The sequence below is a fragment of the Dinoroseobacter shibae DFL 12 = DSM 16493 genome (assembly GCF_000018145.1).
Lineage (GTDB): Bacteria > Pseudomonadota > Alphaproteobacteria > Rhodobacterales > Rhodobacteraceae > Dinoroseobacter > Dinoroseobacter shibae.
In genome coordinates, this window is record NC_009952.1 from 1,201,331 (window position 1) to 1,221,825 (window position 20,495).

Genomic DNA, 20,495 nt, shown 5'->3' on the forward strand with positions numbered 1-20,495 from the left:
TCCATTCTTCGCTTTTGACCCGCTGCCCCGGGGCGCGTATATCTGGGGGCTGATACCGGTATTGGGAGTACACGCGTGCTGCGTTTCGTTTTCGGGTTTTTCGGAGCCATCTTCTCGGCGGTGACGCTGGGCCTCTTCGCCGTGGCGCTGAGCATCGGCGCGGTGCTTTGGATGTATGGCCGCGACCTGCCGGACACCGAGGCGCTGGCGCAATACGCGCCGCCCACGATCTCCCGCGTCTATTCCGGCGAGGGTGCGTTGATGGACGAGTTCGCCCGCGAACGGCGCGTCTTCGCGCCCGCCGACGAGATCCCGGATCTGGTGAAACAGGCGTTCATCTCCGCGGAAGACAAGAATTTCTACGTCCACAAGGGGTACGACCCGCGCGGCATGGCCGCGGCGGCGCTGGACGCGGCAACGGGTGGGCCCTTGCGCGGGGCGTCCACCATCACCCAGCAGGTGATGAAGAACTTTCTTCTGGGCGGCGAGCGGTCGGCCGAGCGCAAGATCAAGGAGTTGATCCTGTCGGCGCGGATCGAGGAGACGCTCAGCAAGGACGACATCCTCGAACTCTACATGAACGAGATCTTTCTCGGACAGAACAGCTTCGGGGTCGCCGCCGCAGCGCAGACCTACTTCAACAAGACCCTGGCGGAACTGGAGCCGCACGAGGCCGCTTATCTCGCGGCCTTGCCCAAGGCGCCCTCGACCTATCACCCGGTGCGCGCCATGGACCGCGCGGTGGAGCGGCGGAATTTCGTGCTGCGCGAGATGTACGAGAACGGCTACCTGACCGAGGCGGCTTACCAATCCGCCCGCGCCGAGCCCCTGCGCACGGTTCAGAGCGGGGATTTCCCGTCTTTCCGCCGCGCCCTGCCGCCCCGGGACTACTTCACGGACGAGATCCGCCGCCAGCTTTCGGGTCGGTTCGGGGAAGAAGAGTTTTTCACCGGCGGGCTGTCGATCCGGGCCACGGTCGATCCGACCCTGCAGAAAGAGGCTGCCCGTGCCTTGCAGGCCGGGCTGGAGCGTTACGACCGCTCCCGCGGGGTCTATCGCGGCCCGGCGGAGCGGCTCGACCCGGCGCTGGTGGCGGCCGACTGGGCCGCGGCGCTGGACGATCTGCGCGTGCCGCGGGACATCGACGGATGGCGCCCGGCGGTGGTGCTGGACTTCGGCCAGGGCGGCGCATTGCTGGGCGTGGAAGGCGTGGCCGAAGGTGTGCCGCAGATCCTGCCGGATGCGGATGTGACCTGGGCGCGGCCGCGCCGCGCGAACGGCAGTCTCGGCGCCCAGGCGCGCGAGGCCAGCGACCTTCTGGCCGTGGGCGACGTGATCCATGTGCGCGCCGAGGGCGAGAACACCTGGTCCCTGCGCCAGATCCCCGAGGTGCAGGGCGGCTTCATGGCGATGGACGTCAATACCGGCCGCGTGCTGGCGATGCAGGGCGGGTTTTCCTACCAGTCCTCGGTCTTCAACCGCGCGACCCAGGCCACGCGGCAGCCCGGCTCCAGCTTCAAGCCGCTCGTCTACGCCGCGGCCCTGGACACTGGCTACTCGCCGGCCACCATCGTGATCGACGCGCCGATCGCGGTCGACACCGGCGCGGGCGTCTGGCGGCCCAAGAACGCCTCGAACCGGTTTTACGGACCGACGCCCCTGCGGACCGGGATCGAACGTTCGCGCAACCTGATGACCGTGCGGCTGGCGCAAGAGGTCGGCATGGAAACCGTGGCTGACTATGCCGAAAGCTTCGGGGTCTACGAGGATCTCGAACCCTATCTCGCCAACGCGCTGGGCTCCCAGGAGACGACCCTGTTCAACATGGTCGCGGCCTACGCGATGTTCGCCAATGGCGGACAGCGGGTGGAGCCGACGCTGGTCGACCGGGTGCAAGACCGCTGGGGCAAGACCGTCTATCGCCACGACCAGCGCACCTGCCTGGATTGCGAGGCCGAGGCGCTGGCCGAAGGCACCGCGCCCCGGATCATGGCCAACCGCCGCCAGGTGATCGACCCGATCACCGCCTATCAGCTGACCTCGATGATGCGCGGCGTGGTCGAGCGGGGCACGGCGGCGCGGACCGTGAACCTGCCCGTGCCCATCGCGGGCAAGACCGGGACGACGAACGACGCCAAGGATGTGTGGTTCGTGGGCTTTTCGTCCAACATCGTGGCGGGCTGCTATATCGGGTACGACCGGCCCCGGACCCTGGGGCGCGGCGCCTCTGGCGGCGGAATGTGCGGCCCGGTGTTCAACCAGTTCATGGAAACCGCGATCAAGACCTACGGCGGCGGCAGGTTCACCGTGCCCGAGGGCGGCAGCTTCGTGAAGATCGACCGGTTCTCGGGCGCACGGCTCGAAGACGATGCCACCGGGCCGACCGTTGTGGCGGAGTATTTTCGCAAGGGCGAAGAGCCGTTTTATGGTGCCGGTGCGATCCTCGACGGTGGCTTCGCCATGGGCGCGAACCTGCCCATGTACACGCCCGACGGGCAACAGGGCGGCTCGGAGGAGGTGGTGACCTCCACCGGGCGCACGGCGGTGGTGCCGAAGAAGGCCAATGTCGGGACGGTGACGGCCGGCGGGCTTTACTGACCAAACCGCCGGGCAGAGCGGCGACAAGCGGTTTCGAAACCGCTTGGCCCGTGACGCGGACTGCGCCCCGCTCAAGGGCAGGATGTTTTTCCCGTTTGCGCGCCGCTCCGCGAGACGCCCGATCCTGGCGCACCCGGATCCGCGGTGGCCCAAGCGGTTTCGAAACCGCTTGGCCGCTGGCCCATCCCGCGGGGCTCTTGCCCGTCTGGCGGGTCTTGGCTACACCCGGACCCCGGGGGCCACGCCCCTTGCAACAAAAAGAGACACTCCCCCATGCGCGCAGAGATCCAGAACACCGTCGAAGCGATCCGCAAATCGCTGGACCTTCTCGCTCAGCGGCTCGATTACGAGACCGCGCCGCACCGGCTCGAAGAATTCGACGCGATGATCGAGGACCCGAACCTCTGGAACGATCAGGCCCGCGCCCAGAAGCTCATGCGCGACCGCCAGATGCTTGTCGATGCCATGAAGACCTACGAGGGCATCAAGCAGGAGCTCGAAGACAATATCGAGCTGATCGAGCTGGGCGAGATGGAGGCGGACGCGGAGGTCGTCACCGACGCAGAGGAGGCGCTCAAGTCCCTCGCCGAGACCGCCGCCAAAAAGGAGATCGAGGCGCTGCTGGATGGCGAGGCCGACGGCAACGACACGTTCCTGGAGATCAACTCGGGGGCAGGGGGCACCGAGAGCTGCGACTGGGCCTCGATGCTGGCGCGGATGTATGTCCGCTGGGCCGAGGCCAAGGGCTACACCGTGGAGTTGCAATCCCAGAGCCCCGGCGAAGAGGCCGGGATCAAGTCCGCGGCCTACAAGATCAGCGGGCCCAACGCCTATGGCTGGCTGAAATCGGAATCCGGTGTCCACCGGCTCGTCCGTATCAGCCCCTATGACAGCGCCGCGCGCCGCCACACCTCGTTCAGCTCGGTCTGGGTCTACCCCGTGGTGGACGACAATATCGAGATCGAGGTCAACCCGGCGGATATCCGCATCGATACCTACCGATCCTCCGGTGCGGGCGGACAGCACGTGAACACAACCGACTCGGCGGTACGCATCACCCATGTGCCCACGGGCATCGTCACCACCAGTTCCGAGAAGTCCCAGCACCAGAACCGTGATATCGCCATGAAGGCGCTGAAATCGCGCCTCTACCAGATGGAGCTCGACCGCCGCAACGCGGCCATCAACGAGGCGCACGAGGCCAAGGGCGACGCGGGCTGGGGCAACCAGATCCGCTCCTATGTGTTGCAGCCCTATCAGATGGTGAAGGATCTGCGCACGGGCTACGAGACCTCGGATACCGCGGGCGTGCTCGACGGCGATCTCGATGGGCTCATGTCTGCGACATTGGCCCAGCAAGTTGCCGGAAAAAGTCGCAGCGAGGCGCAGGGCGCCGACTGACGCCGGACAAAAAGCGGACCTGTCTGCGGGCGAGGCTACCTTGTGCTGCGGTGCCGTTGGGGCACCCTGACCAGGGAGACGTTCATGCCACGATCCACATCTTCGCCCCGCCTCAGCCGCCGGGCCGCCCTGCAACTGGGGGGCGCCGCGTTGGCCGCCCCGTTCATGGCCCGCCCCGCCCGGGCCGCGACCACCAGGCTCACTTTTCAGCTCGACTGGAAGATCAACGCCCAATTCGCCGGGCTCTTCATGGCCGAGGCCGAGGGACTCTATGCCGATGCGGGCCTGGAGGTCGAGATCCGCCCCTGGGCCGACGGGGTCAATGTCGCCTCCGAAGTGGCCGAGGGCCGCGCCCACATGGCCTGCGCCGAGCAGAATCTGATCCTCGGCGCCCAGGCCGCGGGTGCACCGATCAAGGCCGCCGCGACCATGTTCCAGGCCTCGCCCTACGGGCTGATGGCCCCGGCGGGGGCGGGCCTGAGCGGGCTGGAGGCGCTGCGGGGCAAGACCGTGGGTGTCCATGTGGACGGGCTGAAGGTCATGGCGTTGGTCAAGGGGGTGAACGGGATCGAGGAAATCGAAGTGGTCGAGATCCCCTATGCCGACAAGTTTGCGCGTGCGGTCTCGGGCGAGATGTTCGCGGTCCAGTGCTATGTCATCGACGAGCCGATCGGCGTGACCGCGCGATACGGTGCCGCGCCCGAGGTGCTGAAGCTGTCCGATCACGGGCTGTTGTCGACGGCCCAGACGATCATGGCCTCCGACACGCTGCTGACCGAGCAGCCGGAGGTGGTCGAGGCCTTCCTCGCCGCCACGTTCGAGGGCTGGGCACGGGTGCTGGCCGACAAGCCCGCCGCGGCCGAAATGGTCGTGGGCCAGTTCGTGCCCGACGGCTCGGTCTACAAGGACGTGGCGTATCAGACCCGCTGCCTGGAGCTGCTGGAACCATATGTCACCGGCGGGACCGACGATATCGGCGTGATCTCCCGGCAGAAGTGGGAAGAGGCCGCCACCCGCATGGCCGAATACGGCATCGTCGAGGCGCTGCCGGACCTGTCCACCACGCTCGCCGACACCGCCTTCGTGGCGTGAGCCGCACTTGTTCTCCGGCCCCGGTCATGGGGCTTTGTCCTGCCCGCGCGCGCTGCTAGTCTGCCGCCGAGGAGGACCGCCCCATGACCGATGCCAGCCCCGATACCGGCCCTGAGTCCGGTGCCCAGACCAGCCCGGCCTTCCGCCCCAAGGTCGCGCGCATCACCACCGATGATCTGCGCGCGGCCCTCGCCCTCGGCTGGTCGGACTTCAAGCGTGCGCCCGCCTTCGGGCTGTTTTTCAGCGCGGTCTATGTCCTCGGCGGGTTGGCGATGGTCTATATCCTCATGGCCACGGGCAAGAGCTGGGCGACCCTGCCGATCATCGTGGGCTTCCCGCTGATCGGGCCCTTCGCCGCCGTCGGGCTCTATGAGGTCAGTCGCCGCCTGCAAACCGGCGAGCCGCTGGACTGGGGCGCGGTGCTGGGCGTGGTGCTGGCCGAGAAGAACCGGCAGATGCCGTCCATGGCGGCGGTGATCCTGATCTTCTTCCTGTTCTGGAATTTCCTGGCCCACATGATCTTCGCGCTGTTCCTGGGGCTGGCGGTGATGACCAACATCACCTCGTCCTTCGCGGTGTTCCTGACCCCCAACGGGATGATGATGCTGCTGGTGGGCACGGGCGTAGGCGCGGTGCTGTCCTTCGTTCTCTACGGGATCACGGTGGTCAGCCTGCCGCTCCTGCTGGACAAGGAGGTCGATTTCGTCACCGCCATGATCACCAGCTTTTCGGCGGTGACCGAGAACCTCCGGGTCATGCTGAGCTGGGGCGTGCTGGTGGCGGTGCTGCTGCTGGTCGGCATGGTGCCCGCGTTTCTCGGGCTGCTGCTGGTGCTGCCGCTCCTGGGTCATGCCACCTGGCATCTCTACCAGCGGGTGATCACCGCGGCCTGAGCCGCCGCGCCTTCGAGGTCCGCACGAAAAACGCGCCCCGGTTGCCTGGGGCGCGGTCCTGTCCATGCAAAAGGGATGGGGGGCTCAGCCCTGCGCGGGCTTGGCGGCCGGTTGCGGCGCTTTCTGCGGCGCGGGCTGCTGGTTCCCCAGCGGCGCCTCGCCCTGCGAAGCTTGCCTGGGCTTGCCGCCACCGCCCAGAGGGTCGTCCTGGCGTTGCACGGAGCCTTCGAAATGCGCGCCGCTCTCGATCGCGATGGTCTTGTGGATGATGTCGCCCTCGACCCGCGCGGTGGAGGTCAGACGCACCTTCAGCCCACGCACACGCCCGATGACCCGACCATTCACGATCACGTCGTCAGCAACCACTTCACCGTTCACGGTCGCTCCTTCGCCCACTGTCAGCAGATGCGCATGGATGTCGCCCTCGACCTGCCCTTCGATCTGGATGTCGCCCGAGGTGCGCAGGTTGCCCACGATCTTCAGGTCGGACGAAAGAAGCGACGGCGCCGGTTTCGGCTTGGCCGAGGCCACGGGCTTGCTGTCGGCGGCGGCACCGCGCGGGGCTGCGGGGGCGGCATTCGCCTCTGTCGCGTCGTCTCCGGCCTTGGGTCCGGGCTCGTTGATTCGGGATTTAGAGAACATTCTTGCCTGCCTTGATAAAGGTCATCGGATTCACGGGTTTGCCAGACTGGTGCACCTCGTAGTGCAGATGTACCCCAGTCGACCGGCCAGTGCTTCCCATATCACCGATCCGATCCCCGCGCGAGACCCGTTGACCTTCTTTCACACGCAGTTTCGACATATGCGCGTAGACAGTTTGATAGCCGAATGCATGGCGGATCTTGACCATGCGTCCAAAGCCGCTGTGCCAGCCGGCATCGACCACGACCCCGTCGGCGGTGGCGTAGATCGGCGTGCCATGGGCGGCTGCGAAATCCGTGCCCTTGTGCATCCGCGTCCCGCCACCCTTGGGGTCCCGGCGATATCCGAACGGGCTGGTGAAGCGGAAAGAGGCTTTTACCGGGGTCGCGAAGGGCAGCTGGTCCACCGCCATCCGGTGCAGGTTCAACCGGTCGAGCCCGGCGAGGATCTCCCGCGTGCGATAGCTCATCTCGTCCTGGGGCAGGCTACGGGTGGACTGGGTGATCGGCACCAGCGGCCCCCCCTGGCCCGAGGTGCTGCGGCGCAGCTCCTCCAGGATGCGGTCCGCCGGCACGCCGGCCTCTTCAAACATCCGCTCCAGGGGCGCGACCGAGACGGCCACTGCGTCCTCCAGGATCTCGAACACCCGATTGTTGCGCTCTTCGGTCAGCTGCTGGGTCAGCAGCAGCTCCTCGATCTCGGCGATGGCCGCGCTGTGCTGTCCTTCCAGCCCGTCCCGCTGCACCGCGGTGTCTTCGAGCGCACTGGTGAGGAAGGCGAGGGTCTGTTCCAGGTCACGCAACTGGGCGGCTTCGGTCTTCTCCGTGCCGGTCAGGGCGGCCAGTTCGTTCGCGGCTTCCTCCGCAGCGGCCCGGGCCGCATCGCGTTCGGCCATTGCCGCGCGCAGGGTGGATTGCACCACGTCCACGCCGGTCTCCAGCTCGGAGCGGCGCTTCTCGCTTTCCAGCAGCCGGGTCTGCATATCGCTGACTTTCTGGAGGGCCGCGGCGAACCGTTCCTGCGCGGCGCGGGCCTCCGCGGCGCGGGCGTCACGTTCTTCGGACAGGGCGTTGAGCCGTTCGGCATACATCTGCTGGTCGCGCAGCGCCTGGTCGCGGGAGTCCCCCGCGCCGAGGGCGGCGATCAGCACCATGGCCGAGGCGAAGGTGGTCCAGCCCAGCAACCCGACACCGCCCACGGCCAGAACAGCCTGCGTGCCGCTGGTCAGCCGCACGAACCGCGTTGCATCATCCGATTTCAAGAAAAGACGTTTTTCCGGAAACAAGGCTTCCAGACGCCTCGCGAAGCGTGTTCTCACTGCCTGCACCCTCAGTTCCCCAACCGGTTGCGTCTCGTTAAGCCCTATAGGGCGCGGACGCTTACCTTTTTCTAGGGCAACCTGTGTCGCAGTTGCAAGAACAATGGCCGAGGCGCGGATCTTCGCCCAAAACCGTGGCGATTTTGGCAATTTCTTGCCGATTATGCCGCGATCTCAGGGCTCTGACGGGGCGATCTGCGCCTCGGGCTCGGTCAGTGGCCAGTAGAAATCCGGCGGAATCCCGGCCTCGGCGCGCTTTTCTGCGTTGAACGGCGGCTTGAGCGGGGCGTGGAAATACCGCCGCACGAGGGTGTGGAAGGCGTCCTTCGGGTCCATCTCGTGGCGCCCGCAGAGAAAGTGGAACCATTTCGACCCATAGGCCACATGGGCGACCTCCTCGCCATAGATCACCTCTAGGGCGGCGACCGCCCCGTCGTCCTTGGCCTTGCGGAAGACCTCGATCATCCCCGGCGTCACATCGAGGCCCCGCGCCTCCAGCACCATGGGCACCACCGCCAGCCGTCCCATCAAATCCTCGGCGGTGTCCTCGGCCGCCCGCCACATGCCCGCATGGGCCGGCAGGTCGCCATAGAAACTGCCCATCGCTTCAAGACAGTCGCTTACAAGATTGAAATGCTTTGCTTCCTCATCCGCCGCCTTGACCCAGTCGTCATAGAACCCGATCGGCATCGGCGTGTCGGTGAACCGCGCGATGATGTCCCAGTGCAGGTCCACGGCATTGAGTTCGATATGGGCCACCGCGTGCAGGATCGCCTTGCGCCCCTCGGGCGAGCCCGGCCGCCGGCGCGGCACGTCGCGCGGCGATAAAAGCTCGGGTTTTTCAGGCCTTGCAGGGCGAAGCGGAGGTGTCGCCCTACCCACCGCCATGGGCGTGCCCGCCGCGCGGGCGGCGAACCAGGCCTGCGCGCAGGCCCGGCTCAGGGCGGTCTTGTCGCGCCCGCCCTGGGTGCGCAGAACGGCCTCGGCGCAGGCGGCCAGGGTGTCGGTCAAGGGGGGCGTGGCGTCGGGCATGGGCTCTCCGTTCCGGTTGCCCCCTTGGATCACAGGGCCTTGACGGCCTCAAGCACCTCTTCCACATGGCCCGGCACCTTCACCTTGCGCCAGATGTTGCGCACCGTGCCGGTCCCGTCGATCAGGAAGGTCGCGCGCTCGATCCCCATGTAGGTCTTGCCGTACATCTGCTTTTCGACCCAGACGCCCCAATCCTCGCAGACCGTGCTCTCCTCGTCGCTGACCAGCGCAACCGACAGCCCGTGCTTGTCGCGGAACTTGTCGAGCTTCTTCACCGGGTCCTTCGAGACCCCGATCACCACCGTGTTGGCGGCGGCAAAGGCGTCCAGATGCGCGGTGAAGCCCGCCGCCTGCTTGGTGCAGCCGGATGTATCGGCCCGCGGGTAGAAATAGAGCACCACATTGCGCGGTTTCTGAGCCGACAGGGTCAGTGTTTCGCCGCCGTCCCGCGGCAGTGTGAAGTCGGGGGCTGATTGGCCTGTTTCGATCATGGTATCCTCGCTGTACACTCGGCACGAAGGGTAGCCGCATCCGCGCCGAAAGAAAGGCGCGCCGCGCGATTTCTCGGAGGTACCGCCCGACGTGTCCGACCCGACCGTCCCCGACCCGGAGACGCAGCATACCCCCGCGCAGGACAGCCGTCCGCGGTCGGGGCTTGTGGTGCTCATGGCCGCGGCACTCCTGCTGGCGGGGATCGGCGGGTTGGCGGCCTTCGCGCTGCGCGGCAGCGTCGCGGTGCCGGAGCCGCTGGTCCAGCGGGCGCAGGCGGTTCTGTCCCGGGCGCTGGACGGACGCGGCGATGCGGATCTCGGCGGGATCGAGCTCTACCTGACCGAGGAGGGCAGGCCGCGGGTTTCGCTCACCGGGCTGACCCTGCGCGCCGCCGACAGTGTCGACAGCGTGACCTTGCCGCGCCTTGACGTGGTGCTGGCACGCCGGGCGCTGCTGCGCGGGGAGGTGCGGCCCGAAAGCGTGCGTCTCGAGGGTGCGCGCCTGCGGCTCAGCCGCGACGCCGACGGGCTGCTCAGCCTGGCGTTCCAGTCGGGCGGGGCGTTGACGCGGGTGCCCTCCCTGCCGGCGCTGATTGCCGAGATCGAGGCGGTGTTCGACATCCCCGCCCTGCAGGATCTGCGCCGCGTCACCCTGAGCGATCTGACCCTGGATCTGGCCGACAGCCGCCTGCGGCAGGTGGTGACCCTGTCGGGCGGCGAGGCGGTGCTGGATGTCAGCGAGACCGCCCTGTCGCTCGCGCTCGCGCTCGACCTGCCGGGCATCGGGACCGGGGCCTCCCTGCGGTTCACGACGCGCAAGGGCGATCCCGAAACCCGCGTCAGCCTGCGGATGGATGCGGTCCCGGCCCAGGTGCTGGCTCGGCAATCGCCGGTGCTTGCACCGCTGGGGGTGTTCGCAGGCCCGGTCTCGGCCCGGTTTGCGGGCGGGCTGCGCCCGGACGGGCGGCTCTCCGCGCTCGAAGGGCAGCTGGCGCTTGGCGTGGGCGCGCTGGCTTTGGGGGGCAAGGCCGCGCCGCTGGCGGTGTCGGAGGCCACCGCGACCTGGCGCTATGCCCCGGACCAGCGCCGCATGTTTATCGAGGATATCGTGCTCGACACCGACCGGCTGCGCCTGACGGGGTCCGCCCATGGCGACATCGCCGACGGGGCCGCCTCCGGCAGCGCCCCTGGCGGGTTTCCCGATCTGCTGCTCCATGCGGACCTGTCGGAGATCTGGGTCGACCCCGGCGCCCGCCTGCCGGGGCCCACCACGCTCGCCCGGGTGATGCTCGATGCCCGCTGGCGGACCGCCGCGCGGCGGCTGGAGATTGGCCAGCTTTACGCCGAGGACGCCGTGACCGAGGCCCGGCTGCACGGGGCAGGACGGTTGGAGCTACCCGCGGGCGCGCCGCCTTTCCTGCAGCTTGAAGTGCAGACCACCGGCCTGCCATCGGCCCGCGTGCTCGACTTCTGGCCGGTCTCCGGGCGGGGCGAGAAGGCGGGCGCCTGGCTGCGCGAGAACCTGACCGGCGGCATTCTCGACAACGTCACCGCCACGCTCATGGCCACCCCGGGGGAGCGGCCGAAGCTCGCCGCGAGCTTCGATCTCCGCGACGCGGCGGCCCGGGTGCTGCCGCAGTTTCCGACGCTCATGGCGGGTAGCGCCCATGGCACGCTCTTCGAGCACGAATTCAACATCCGGGTCAGCGAGGGCGAGATGGTCGTGCCCGACCGTGGCCCCGTGGATCTCGCGGGCAGCAGCTTCCAGATCCTCGACACCCGCATCCGCGGCGGCGACGCGCGGCTGCATCTCAGCGCCCGCGGCGCCGTGCCCACGGCCCTCGCCCTGCTCGACAGCCCGCCGATCTCCCTGCTGGACCGGGTCGCGCTGCCCCCTGACCGGCTCAGCGGCACGGTCGCCGCCCGGGCCGGGCTGACCGTGCCCCTGCGCAAGGGGCGCAAGGTCGATCTCGACACGCTCTGGGTCGATGCGAGCCTGTCGGACCTGCGCTTTGCCGAGGTCGCGCCGGGACGAGATTTCGCCGCGCCCGACCTGGACCTGACGATCACCGACCGGACCGTGACCCTGGCCGGGACGGGGGCCTTGCAGGACGTGCCGCTGGAGGTGGTGCTGGCCCGCGCCTTCGACACGCCCGCAGGGGACGGGACCGAGATTTCCGGCACCGCGCAACTGACCGCCCAAGGGCTCGCCGCCCTGGGGGTCGTGCTGCCTGAAGGCACGGTGAGCGGGCAGGGCGCGGTCGACTACCGCCTGCGCCTGCGCCCCGACGCGCCCCCGCGACTGGAGCTGACCGGCGATCTCGCCGGGCTCGGCCTCAGCATCCCGGCGCTCAACTGGCGCAAACCGGCCTCGGCCCCGGGCACGCTGATCGCCAGCCTCCGTCTCGGCCCGGTGCCGGCGGTCGATGCGTTCCGCCTCTCCGCCGCGGGGCTGGAGGCCGAAGGTCGCATCACCCTGCGCGAGGGCGGCGGCGGGCTGGACCGGATGGAGCTGGACCGGCTCAGTGTCGGGGATTGGCTCACGGGCCAGGCGGTGCTGACCGGGCAGGGGCCGGGCGTGGCGCCCACCGTGGCGCTCACGGGCGGGCGGCTGGATTTGCGCAACTTGCCGCGCGGCGACGCAGGGGGCGACGGGGCCCGGGCACCGCTGCAGATCGCGCTCGACACCGTGCAAGTCACCGACGATCTGCGCCTGACAGGCGTGCGCGGGGCCGTGGGCCGAAGCGGCGGCGTGATCGGCGGCACCCTGGCCGCGCAGGTCAATGGCGGCGCGCCGGTCTCGCTCACCCTGGCCCGAGCGGCCTCCGGGCGGCAAGCGGTGCAAGTGCAGGCCAGCGATGCCGGGGCGGTCCTGCGCGACGCGGGCGTGTTGCGTACCCTGCGCGGCGGCACCCTGGACATGCGGCTCGAAGTGCTGGACGACCCACGCATCCTCGAAGGACAGGTTCGCATCACCGACGGCAACATCGTCGAAACCCCCGGCGCGGTGCAGCTTCTGTCGGCCATCAGCATCGTTGGCCTGCTGGACCAGATGGCCGATGGCGGCATTGCTTTTTCCGAGATTGCCACCGGTCTCGCAATCTCGCCCGGCGGCATCACCCTGCGCGAGGGGCGCGCCACGGGACCGTCCCTGGGCATCACCTTCGAAGGGGTGGTCATGCCCGCCCGCGACCGGATCGACCTGCAAGGGGTGGTCTCGCCCTTCTATGCGCTCAACGCGCTGCCAGGGTCGCTGTTCGCGCGCCGGGGCGAGGGGCTCGTGGGCGTCAGCTACCGGCTCGCCGGCTCCCCCTCGGCCCCGCAGGTGCAGGTCAATCCGCTCTCGCTCTTGACACCGGGCCTCTTTCGCGACCTTTTCCGCCGCGACCCCCCCGATCTGACGCAGTAGCGTCCCCAGACCGAGAGCCTGCCTGCCCGTGCATCTGTCCGATTTCGACTTCGATCTGCCCGAGACGCTGATCGCGACCCGCCCCGCGCGCCCGCGCTCCTCCGCCCGGCTGCTGGTGGCCGAGGCGCGGGGGCCGTTTCGCGACCGGCGCGTCACCGACCTTGTGGACGAATTGCAGCCCGGCGACCGGCTGGTGCTGAACAACACCAAGGTGATCCCGGCGCGCCTCTTCGGCACCCGCCACCGCGACAGCGCCCAGGGGCCCGTGAGCGCGAAGGTCGAGATCACGCTGCTGGAGCCTGCCTCCGAGGGCTGGACAGCCCTGGCAAAACCCCTGCGCAAGCTCGCCGAGGGGGAGGAGATCGTCTTCTCCGACGCCCTGCGCGCCACCGTGGCCGAGCGGGGTGCGGACCGGGTGCGGCTGGTCTTCAACTGCACGGGCGACGATTTCGACGCCGCCCTGGCTCAGGCCGGGGCCATGCCCCTGCCACCCTATATCGCCGCCAAACGTGCCGCCGATGCGCAAGACCGCGACGACTACCAGACCGTTTTCGCCGCGCGCAAAGGGGCCGTCGCCGCGCCCACCGCGTCGCTGCATTTCGACGAGGCGCTGCTGGCGGCCCTGCGCGCGCGCGGCGTGGAGTTCTCCTTTGTCACCCTCCATGTGGGCGCGGGCACTTTCCTGCCGGTGAAGGTCGACGACGTGACCACCCACAAGATGCACTCCGAATGGGGGGAGATCTCCGACCAGGCCGCGGCCGAGATCCTTGCGACCCGCGCCGATGGCCGCCGCGTGATACCCGTGGGCACCACCGCCCTGCGCCTGATCGAAACCGCCGCCGCCCAACCCGGCGGTTTCGGCCCCTGGGAGGGCGACACCGACATCTTCATCTATCCCGGATTCGAGTTCCGTATCACCGACGGGCTGATGACCAATTTCCACCTGCCGAAATCGACCCTGATGATGCTGGTCTCGGCCCTGATGGGGGCCGAGCGCATCCGCGAGATCTACGCCCACGCCATCGCGCAGGAGTATCGGTTCTTCTCCTATGGCGACAGCTCGCTGTTGCTGCCGGACCGGGGGGCGTGAGCCCGGGGTCCGCTCCGAATACAGGCCGGGGATCTTCCCCGGCATCCTCACCCCCGCAACCTGTCGAAGATCCGCGCCCAGCTGCGCGCGCCCTTCCGGAAGCTCTCCACGTCGTATTTCTCGTTGGGCGAATGGATGCCGTCATCGGTCTTGCCGAACCCGATCAGCATCGAATCCATCCCCAGGATCGACTGGAAATACCCCGCCACGGGGATCGACCCGCCCGCGCCGGTGAACGCCGCGTCCATCCCCCACTCATCGCTGAGCGCGGCGCGCGCCGCTGCGAAGGCCGGGTGCGCGGTATTCATGACCGAGGCCGGGGCCGCGCCGAAATCCTCGAACGTGACATCCACGTCCTCCGGCACGCTGGCCTCCACATAGGCCCGCAGGGCAGCGAGGATCGCATCGGGGTCCTGATCGCCCACCAGCCGGAAGCTGATCTTGGCGCTGGCCTGGCTCGGCAGCACGGTCTTGAACCCCGCGCCCGTATAGCCCCCCGTAATCCCGTTGATCTCGCAAGTGGGCCGCGACCACAGCATCTCCAGCACCCGGCGCCCGTCCTCGCCCGCCGGACGCGACAGCCCGACAGAGCGCAGGAACCCCTCCGCATCGAACCCCAGCGCGTCCCAGGAGGCGAGCTGGTCCGCCGTCACCTCCGGCACGCCCGCGTAGAACCCCGGCAGTGTCACGCGGCCGGTGTCGTCATGCAGCCCCGCCAGGACCTTGGACAGCACCCGGATCGGGTTCGCCGCCGGCCCGCCGAAGCCGCCCGAATGCAGGTCCCGGTCCGCGCCGGTCAGCGTCACCTCGATCCCCGCCAGCCCGCGCAGCGAGGTGATGATCGCGGGCGCCCGATCATCGAACAGCCCCGTGTCGCAGATCAGCGCCAGCTCCGCCCCCAGCATCTCGCGATGCGCCTCCAGGAAGGGGATCAGGGAGGGCGAGCCGCTCTCCTCCTCGCCTTCGAAGAAAAACACCACCTCCATGGGCAGAGGCCCGTTCACCGCCTTCCAGGCCCGGCACGCGGTCAGGAAGGTCATCAGCTGCCCCTTGTCGTCGCAAGCCCCGCGCCCGCGAATGACCCGGCCCGCGGTTGTGTCCTGCACCTCCGGCTCGAACGGTGGGCGATGCCACAGATCCAGCGGATCGACCGGCTGCACGTCGTAATGGCCGTAAAACAGAACCCGTGGCCCGCGCCCCGGCAGGTGCCCCACCACCATGGGATGGCCCGGCGTGGGGTGGGCCGCGGCCTCGGCCCCGAGCGCGCGCAACTCCGCCACCAGCCAATCGGCGGCCCGCGCGCAGTCCGGCGCATAGGCCGGATCGGTGGAGATCGACGGGATGCGCAGCAGCGCCATCAGCCGATCGAGCGCCTCGGGTAACGTAGCGTCGATATGGTCCAGAACCGGGTCAAGGGCGGCGGGGGCGGTCGTATCGGGCATGGATGCTCACAAAAACAAGGGGATAACACCCCCGTACCCTACCGGCCCCCGCGCCGGTGTCCAGTCCGCGCGCGCCCCTGCGCGTCGGGTGCGGGTTGATCTCGGTCAAGGCAGCGTCATTTTGCGCCTTGTTAAACATCAAGAGCGCCGCCTAGCTATGCGGTGTCAGCGATACTTACAGCCCGCGGAGATCCCCCTTGGACTATACCGGCCATCTCGACACCGCCCTGCAACGCCTGCACGACGAAGGCCGCTACCGCACGTTCATCGACATTGCGCGCACCAAGGACGCGTTTCCGCGCGCGGTCTGGACCCGCCCCGACGGGCAGAAGCAGGACATCACCGTCTGGTGCGGCAACGACTATCTCGGCATGGGCCAGCATCCGGTCGTGCTCGCCGCCATGCACGAGGCGCTGGATGCCACCGGCGCAGGCTCCGGCGGGACACGCAACATCTCCGGCACGACGGTCTATCACAACGCGCTGGAGGAGGAGCTGGCCGATCTGCACGGCAAGGAAGCCGCGCTGCTCTTCACCTCCGCCTATATCGCCAATGATGCGACGCTCTCGACCCTGCCGATCCTGTTTCCCGGCCTGCATATCATCTCGGACGCGCTGAACCACGCATCGATGATCCAGGGCATCCGCCACGGCAACTGCCCCAAGCATATCTTCCGCCACAACGACCTGACCCATCTGCGCGAGATCCTCGAAAGCCTGCCCGCCGACGCGCCCAAGGTCATCGCGTTCGAATCCGTCTACTCGATGGATGGCGATTTCGGCCCGATCGAGGCGATCTGCGATCTGGCCGACGCGTTCGGCGCGCTCACCTATATCGACGAGGTTCACGCGGTCGGCATGTACGGCCCCCGCGGCGCGGGTGTGTGCGAAAAGCTCGGCCTGATGGACCGGATCGACATCATCAACGGCACGCTGGGCAAGGCGTTCGGCGTCATGGGCGGCTATATCGCGGCCTCGGCCAAGATGGTGGATGCAGTGCGCTCCTACGCGCCCGGCTTCATCTTCACCACCTCGATCCCGCCCGCGGTCGCGGCGGGGGCGGCGGCCTCCGTGCGGCACCTGAAAACCGACACCGCCCGGCGCGAGGCGCACCAGATGGGCGCGAAGATCCTGAAGATGCGGCTCAAGGGGCTTGGCCTGCCGATCATCGACCATGGCAGCCATATCGTGCCCGTCCATGTGGGCGATCCGGTTAAATGCAAGATGATCTCCGACCGGCTGCTCTCCGAGCACGGCATCTATGTCCAGCCGATCAACTTCCCCACGGTCCCCCGCGGCACCGAGCGTCTGCGCTTCACCCCGTCGCCCGTGCACACGCCCGAGATGATCTCGAAGCTCGTGCATGCCATGGACGATCTGTGGAGCCATTGCGCCCTGTCGCGCCGGGAGCTCAGCGCCTGACGCGCCGTCCCCGATTCCCTCGATCTGCCCACCGTGTCACGCCATCCGCGGATTTTCGCCTGATTTCCGGGCGATTTGCGCGAGAAACTTCGCGTCGGCAAAATTAACTGCCCCCCCTCAGGGGATATGCTAACGTTTTCTTAGGCAGACCGCACTCGAATCGGTAAAAGCCGGGAACCAGTGCGAAAGTTAGGGCAGGTGGCATGATCGGGCGCAAGACACCGCGCACGGAAGATGACACGCCGAACCTGAAAGGGTTCGACGATTATGACCTGTCGCTTGGCGACGTGATGCGCGGCGAACGCGCCACCCTGAACAAGTCGCTCCTCGACGTGCAGCGCGAATTGCGCATCAAGGCCCCCTATATCGTCGCCATCGAGAATGCCGATCCGGCAGTGTTCGAAACGCCCGGGTTCATCGCCGGCTACGTGCGGTCCTATTCGCGCTATCTCGGGCTCGACCCGGACTGGGCATTCCAGAAATTCTGCGAGGAGAGCGGCTTTGCCGGGGTCCACGGGATGCAGCCCGAGGCCAACACTGCCCGCAGTGACGCAGCCCGACCCGCGGCCAAGCGCGGCTGGCGCCGCAACCGGATCGAGGAAGACCCGGTCCTGGCCTCCGCCACCGCGCTCATGCCTCAGAGAACCGCGCTTTTCGACGGGTTCAACGCGGGCGCACTGGGCTCGCTGATCGTGCTTGCCGCCCTTCTCGGCGGGCTCGGCTATGGCGGCTACGCCATATTGCAGGAGGTGCAGCGCGTCACCCTGACCCCGGTCGATGCGCCGCCCGACGCGGTGGTCGATGTCGACCCGCTGGCCGAAGCGGCGCTCGCGCGACCGGGATACGAGACCGCGGGCGTGCGCGCGCCCAGCACGAGCGCGCTGTCGCGGCTCTACCGGCCCGAGGCGCTGGAAGTGCCGGTGATGACCCCGCGCGACGGCCCCATCGCCACCATCGACCCCAATTCAATCGGCGTCTGGCGTCCCTCGGTCACCACGCCGCCCACGCCCACGCAACTGGCCGAGGCGGGCCCCGACGACACCCCCGCGGTGCAGGTCGTGGCACCCACGCCTCCCGCCGTGGCCATCGTCGCCACCAACCCGGCCTGGGTTCGGGTGCGCGCGGCCGACGGCTCGATCCTGCTGGAACGAATCCTGGAGACCGGCGAGAGCTTCGTGCTGCCGAACTCGGAGGCCCCGCCCACCTTGCGCGCGGGCAATTCCGGCGCGGTGTATTTCATGGTTGATGGCCAGACCTTCGGGCCCGCAGGGGCACCGGGGGCGGTCGCCTCCAATGTGATATTGTCGCGCGAAACCCTCAGCACCACCTTCGCCGCCGCCGATCTCGATGCCGATCCGGACCTGCGCGAGGTCATCGCCACCGCCGAGGCGCGGCTCACCGCGGATCCGGCCGATCTGCCGCCGGCCGAATAGACGCAGGCCCGTTGCCACGACGCGGCACCTCGCCTAGATTTACATCAGGTCTGTCAATCGGAAGCGCTTCCCATGTCGCATAACGCAATTCGTCCCTGGCGCAACATCTACCGCCGGAAGTCGCGCCAGATCCATGTCGGCCCCGTGCCCATCGGCGGCGATGCCCCGATCGCGGTGCAGACCATGACAAACACCCTGACCACCGACATTCCCGGCACCATCGCCCAGGTGCAGGCCGCCGCCGATGCCGGGGCGGATATCGTCCGCGTCTCGGTGCCCGATGTCGACAGCTCCCGCGCCTTGAAGGAGATCGTCCGCGAAAGCCCCGTGCCGATCGTTGCGGACATCCATTTCCACTACAAACGCGGGATCGAGGCCGCCGAAGCCGGTGCCGCCTGCCTGCGGATCAACCCGGGCAATATCGGCGACGAAAAGCGCGTCAAGGAGGTCATCAAGGCCGCCCGCGACAACAATTGCTCGATGCGGATCGGCGTGAACGCGGGCTCGCTGGAAAAACACCTGCTCGACAAATATGCCGAGCCCTGTCCCGAGGCCATGGTCGAGTCGGCGCTCGATCATATCAAGATCCTGCAGGACAACGACTTTCACGAGTTCAAGATCTCCTGCAAGGCCTCCGACGTGTTCCTCTCGGCCGCCGCCTACCAGGCGCTTGCGGACGCCACGGACGCGCCGCTCCATCTCGGGATCACCGAGGCAGGCGGGCTGATGTCCGGCACGATCAAGTCCGCCATCGGGCTCGGCAACCTGCTCTGGATGGGGATCGGCGACACGATCCGCGTCAGCCTCTCCGCCGACCCGGTCGAAGAGATCAAGGTCGGCTATGACATCCTCAAATCCCTCGGCCTGCGCCACCGTGGCGTCAATGTGATCTCCTGCCCGTCCTGCGCGCGGCAGGGCTTCGATGTGATCAAGACCGTCGAGGCGCTGGAACAGCGGCTCGAACACATCAAGACGCCTATGAGCCTCTCGATCATCGGCTGCGTGGTGAACGGACCGGGCGAGGCGCTGATGACCGATGTGGGCTTCACCGGCGGCGGCGCCGGGTCGGGCATGGTCTATCTCGCGGGCAAACAGAGCCACAAGATGTCCAACGAGCAGATGATCGACCATATCGTCGAGCAGGTGGAAAAGAGAGCCGCCGAACTCGACGCGATCGAAGCCGCCGAGGCTGCGCAGGACGCCGCCCGCGAACCGGCAGAATAACCCCGCCCGGTGGTGCCCGCGGGACCACCACGGATCGCCGCAACCCCTTGGCGATGGGCGCGCGTTACGCAGTACGCACCGCCGTTCAGGCCGGCGATCGGCGGGCGCAAATTCCCCGGGCGCGCGGTCCGGCACCGGGTCCGCTTTCAGAGGTAGATGCGCGGCCTCAGCCCGCCGCAATCTGCCTTGCCAGGGCGCAGAATTCCTCCAGGCTCAAGGTCTCGGCCCGCCGCGTCGGGTCGATGCCCACGGCGGCCAGGTGATCCTCGATCCCCGGTGTCAGCCCCTTGAGGCTTGCGCGCAGCATCTTGCGCCGCTGGTTGAACGCGGTCGCCACCACCCGGCTCAGCACCGCCGCATCGGCGGGATAGCGCGGTTCCGTGCGTGCGCGCAGATGAACGACAGCGGAATGCACTTTCGGTGCGGGAATGAACGCTTGCGGCGGCAGGGTCAGCGCGATCTCTGCCTCGGCCCGCCACTGCGCCAGGATCGCCAGCCGCCCGTAGGCCTTGGAGCCGGGTTTCGCCACGATCCGCTCCGCCACCTCCCGCTGGAACATCAGCGTCAGCGTGCGCCAGAAGGGTGGCCAATCCGGCGGCGTCAACCAGCGCACCAGCAATTCCGTGCCCACGTTATAAGGCAGGTTCGCCGCGATATGAATCGGCGGGCTCAGGTAGGCCGTGGCATCCACCTCCAGCGCGTCACCCTCGATCACCTCCAGCCGCCCGGGGTAGGCCGCCGCGATCTGCTGCAGCGCCGGCAGGCAGCGCGCGTCCTTCTCGATGGCCAGCACCTTGCGCGCGCCTTCGGCCAACAGCCCCCGTGTCAGCCCGCCGGGCCCCGGCCCGACCTCCAGCACATCCGCGCCGCTCAGATCCCCCGGCACCCGGGCGATCCGCGCCGTCAGGTTCAGATCCAGCAGGAAGTTCTGGCCCAGGGATTTCTTCGCCGACAGCTTATGGGCCGCGATCACCTCGCGCAGGGGCGGCAACCCGTCGATCTGCGCCAT

Annotated in this window: 15 protein-coding genes; 9 read left to right on the forward strand and 6 right to left on the reverse strand. The window is 68.2% G+C overall.

Features of this window, described 5'->3' with window-relative positions; all coding sequences use genetic code 11:
• Positions 1 to 75: 75 nt before the first annotated feature.
• From DSHI_RS05980 to DSHI_RS05995, 4 genes are all read left to right on the forward strand, one after another.
• Complete coding sequence (locus tag DSHI_RS05980) at positions 76 to 2,598, forward strand: penicillin-binding protein 1A (protein WP_012177843.1); 2,523 nt, start codon at positions 76 to 78, stop codon at positions 2,596 to 2,598.
• Between the two features lie 273 nt (positions 2,599 to 2,871).
• Positions 2,872 to 3,999 (forward strand): peptide chain release factor 2, encoded by a 1,128-nt coding sequence (gene prfB, locus DSHI_RS05985; protein WP_012177844.1) that lies wholly within the window; start codon positions 2,872 to 2,874, stop codon positions 3,997 to 3,999.
• 84 nt (positions 4,000 to 4,083) lie between these two features.
• The gene (locus DSHI_RS05990; protein WP_012177845.1) at positions 4,084 to 5,091 is read left to right on the forward strand and encodes an ABC transporter substrate-binding protein; all 1,008 of its coding nucleotides are present in this window, start codon (positions 4,084 to 4,086) and stop codon (positions 5,089 to 5,091) included.
• Positions 5,092 to 5,174: 83 nt separating this feature from the next.
• On the forward strand, positions 5,175 to 5,984 hold the full coding sequence (locus DSHI_RS05995) for a DUF2189 domain-containing protein (RefSeq protein WP_012177846.1): 810 nt from the start codon (positions 5,175 to 5,177) through the stop codon (positions 5,982 to 5,984).
• 84 nt (positions 5,985 to 6,068) lie between these two features.
• On the opposite strand, the gene DSHI_RS06000 is transcribed toward DSHI_RS05995, so the two are convergent.
• The 4 genes from DSHI_RS06000 to bcp form a co-directional block, all read right to left on the reverse strand.
• On the reverse strand, positions 6,069 to 6,626 hold the full coding sequence (locus DSHI_RS06000; protein ID WP_012177847.1) for a bactofilin family protein: 558 nt from the start codon (positions 6,624 to 6,626) through the stop codon (positions 6,069 to 6,071).
• Positions 6,616 to 7,944, reverse strand: coding sequence for a DUF5930 domain-containing protein (locus tag DSHI_RS06005; protein ID WP_012177848.1), 1,329 nt, complete (start codon positions 7,942 to 7,944; stop codon positions 6,616 to 6,618). The genes DSHI_RS06000 and DSHI_RS06005 overlap by 11 nt, the downstream gene beginning before the upstream one ends.
• A 174-nt stretch (positions 7,945 to 8,118) precedes the next feature.
• The gene (locus DSHI_RS06010; protein WP_012177849.1) at positions 8,119 to 8,976 is read right to left on the reverse strand and encodes a ferritin-like domain-containing protein; all 858 of its coding nucleotides are present in this window, start codon (positions 8,974 to 8,976) and stop codon (positions 8,119 to 8,121) included.
• A gap of 29 nt (positions 8,977 to 9,005) precedes the next feature.
• On the reverse strand, positions 9,006 to 9,467 hold the full coding sequence (gene bcp, locus DSHI_RS06015; RefSeq protein ID WP_012177850.1) for a thioredoxin-dependent thiol peroxidase: 462 nt from the start codon (positions 9,465 to 9,467) through the stop codon (positions 9,006 to 9,008).
• A gap of 91 nt (positions 9,468 to 9,558) precedes the next feature.
• On the opposite strand from bcp, the gene DSHI_RS06020 reads away from it, so the two are divergent.
• The gene (locus DSHI_RS06020; protein WP_012177851.1) at positions 9,559 to 12,876 is read left to right on the forward strand and encodes a YhdP family protein; all 3,318 of its coding nucleotides are present in this window, start codon (positions 9,559 to 9,561) and stop codon (positions 12,874 to 12,876) included.
• Between the two features lie 28 nt (positions 12,877 to 12,904).
• Positions 12,905 to 13,966 (forward strand): tRNA preQ1(34) S-adenosylmethionine ribosyltransferase-isomerase QueA, encoded by a 1,062-nt coding sequence (gene queA / locus DSHI_RS06025; protein WP_012177852.1) that lies wholly within the window; start codon positions 12,905 to 12,907, stop codon positions 13,964 to 13,966.
• A gap of 47 nt (positions 13,967 to 14,013) precedes the next feature.
• Here the strand turns inward: queA and DSHI_RS06030 are convergent, their stop codons facing one another.
• Positions 14,014 to 15,408, reverse strand: coding sequence for a M20/M25/M40 family metallo-hydrolase (locus tag DSHI_RS06030; RefSeq protein WP_012177853.1), 1,395 nt, complete (start codon positions 15,406 to 15,408; stop codon positions 14,014 to 14,016).
• 197 nt (positions 15,409 to 15,605) lie between these two features.
• Between DSHI_RS06030 and hemA the strand changes: the two genes are divergently transcribed.
• The 3 genes from hemA (at position 15,606) to ispG (ending at position 19,486) form a co-directional block, all read left to right on the forward strand.
• Complete coding sequence (hemA, locus tag DSHI_RS06035) at positions 15,606 to 16,829, forward strand: 5-aminolevulinate synthase (RefSeq protein WP_012177854.1); 1,224 nt, start codon at positions 15,606 to 15,608, stop codon at positions 16,827 to 16,829.
• Positions 16,830 to 17,032: 203 nt separating this feature from the next.
• The gene (locus DSHI_RS06040; protein ID WP_012177855.1) at positions 17,033 to 18,262 is read left to right on the forward strand and encodes a helix-turn-helix domain-containing protein; all 1,230 of its coding nucleotides are present in this window, start codon (positions 17,033 to 17,035) and stop codon (positions 18,260 to 18,262) included.
• Positions 18,263 to 18,334: 72 nt separating this feature from the next.
• On the forward strand, positions 18,335 to 19,486 hold the full coding sequence (ispG, locus tag DSHI_RS06045; RefSeq protein ID WP_012177856.1) for a flavodoxin-dependent (E)-4-hydroxy-3-methylbut-2-enyl-diphosphate synthase: 1,152 nt from the start codon (positions 18,335 to 18,337) through the stop codon (positions 19,484 to 19,486).
• Positions 19,487 to 19,652: 166 nt separating this feature from the next.
• Here ispG and rsmA read toward each other — a convergent pair whose 3' ends face one another.
• Entirely contained in the window at positions 19,653 to 20,495 is an 843-nt protein-coding gene (gene rsmA, locus DSHI_RS06050) for a 16S rRNA (adenine(1518)-N(6)/adenine(1519)-N(6))-dimethyltransferase RsmA (protein WP_012177857.1), read from the reverse strand.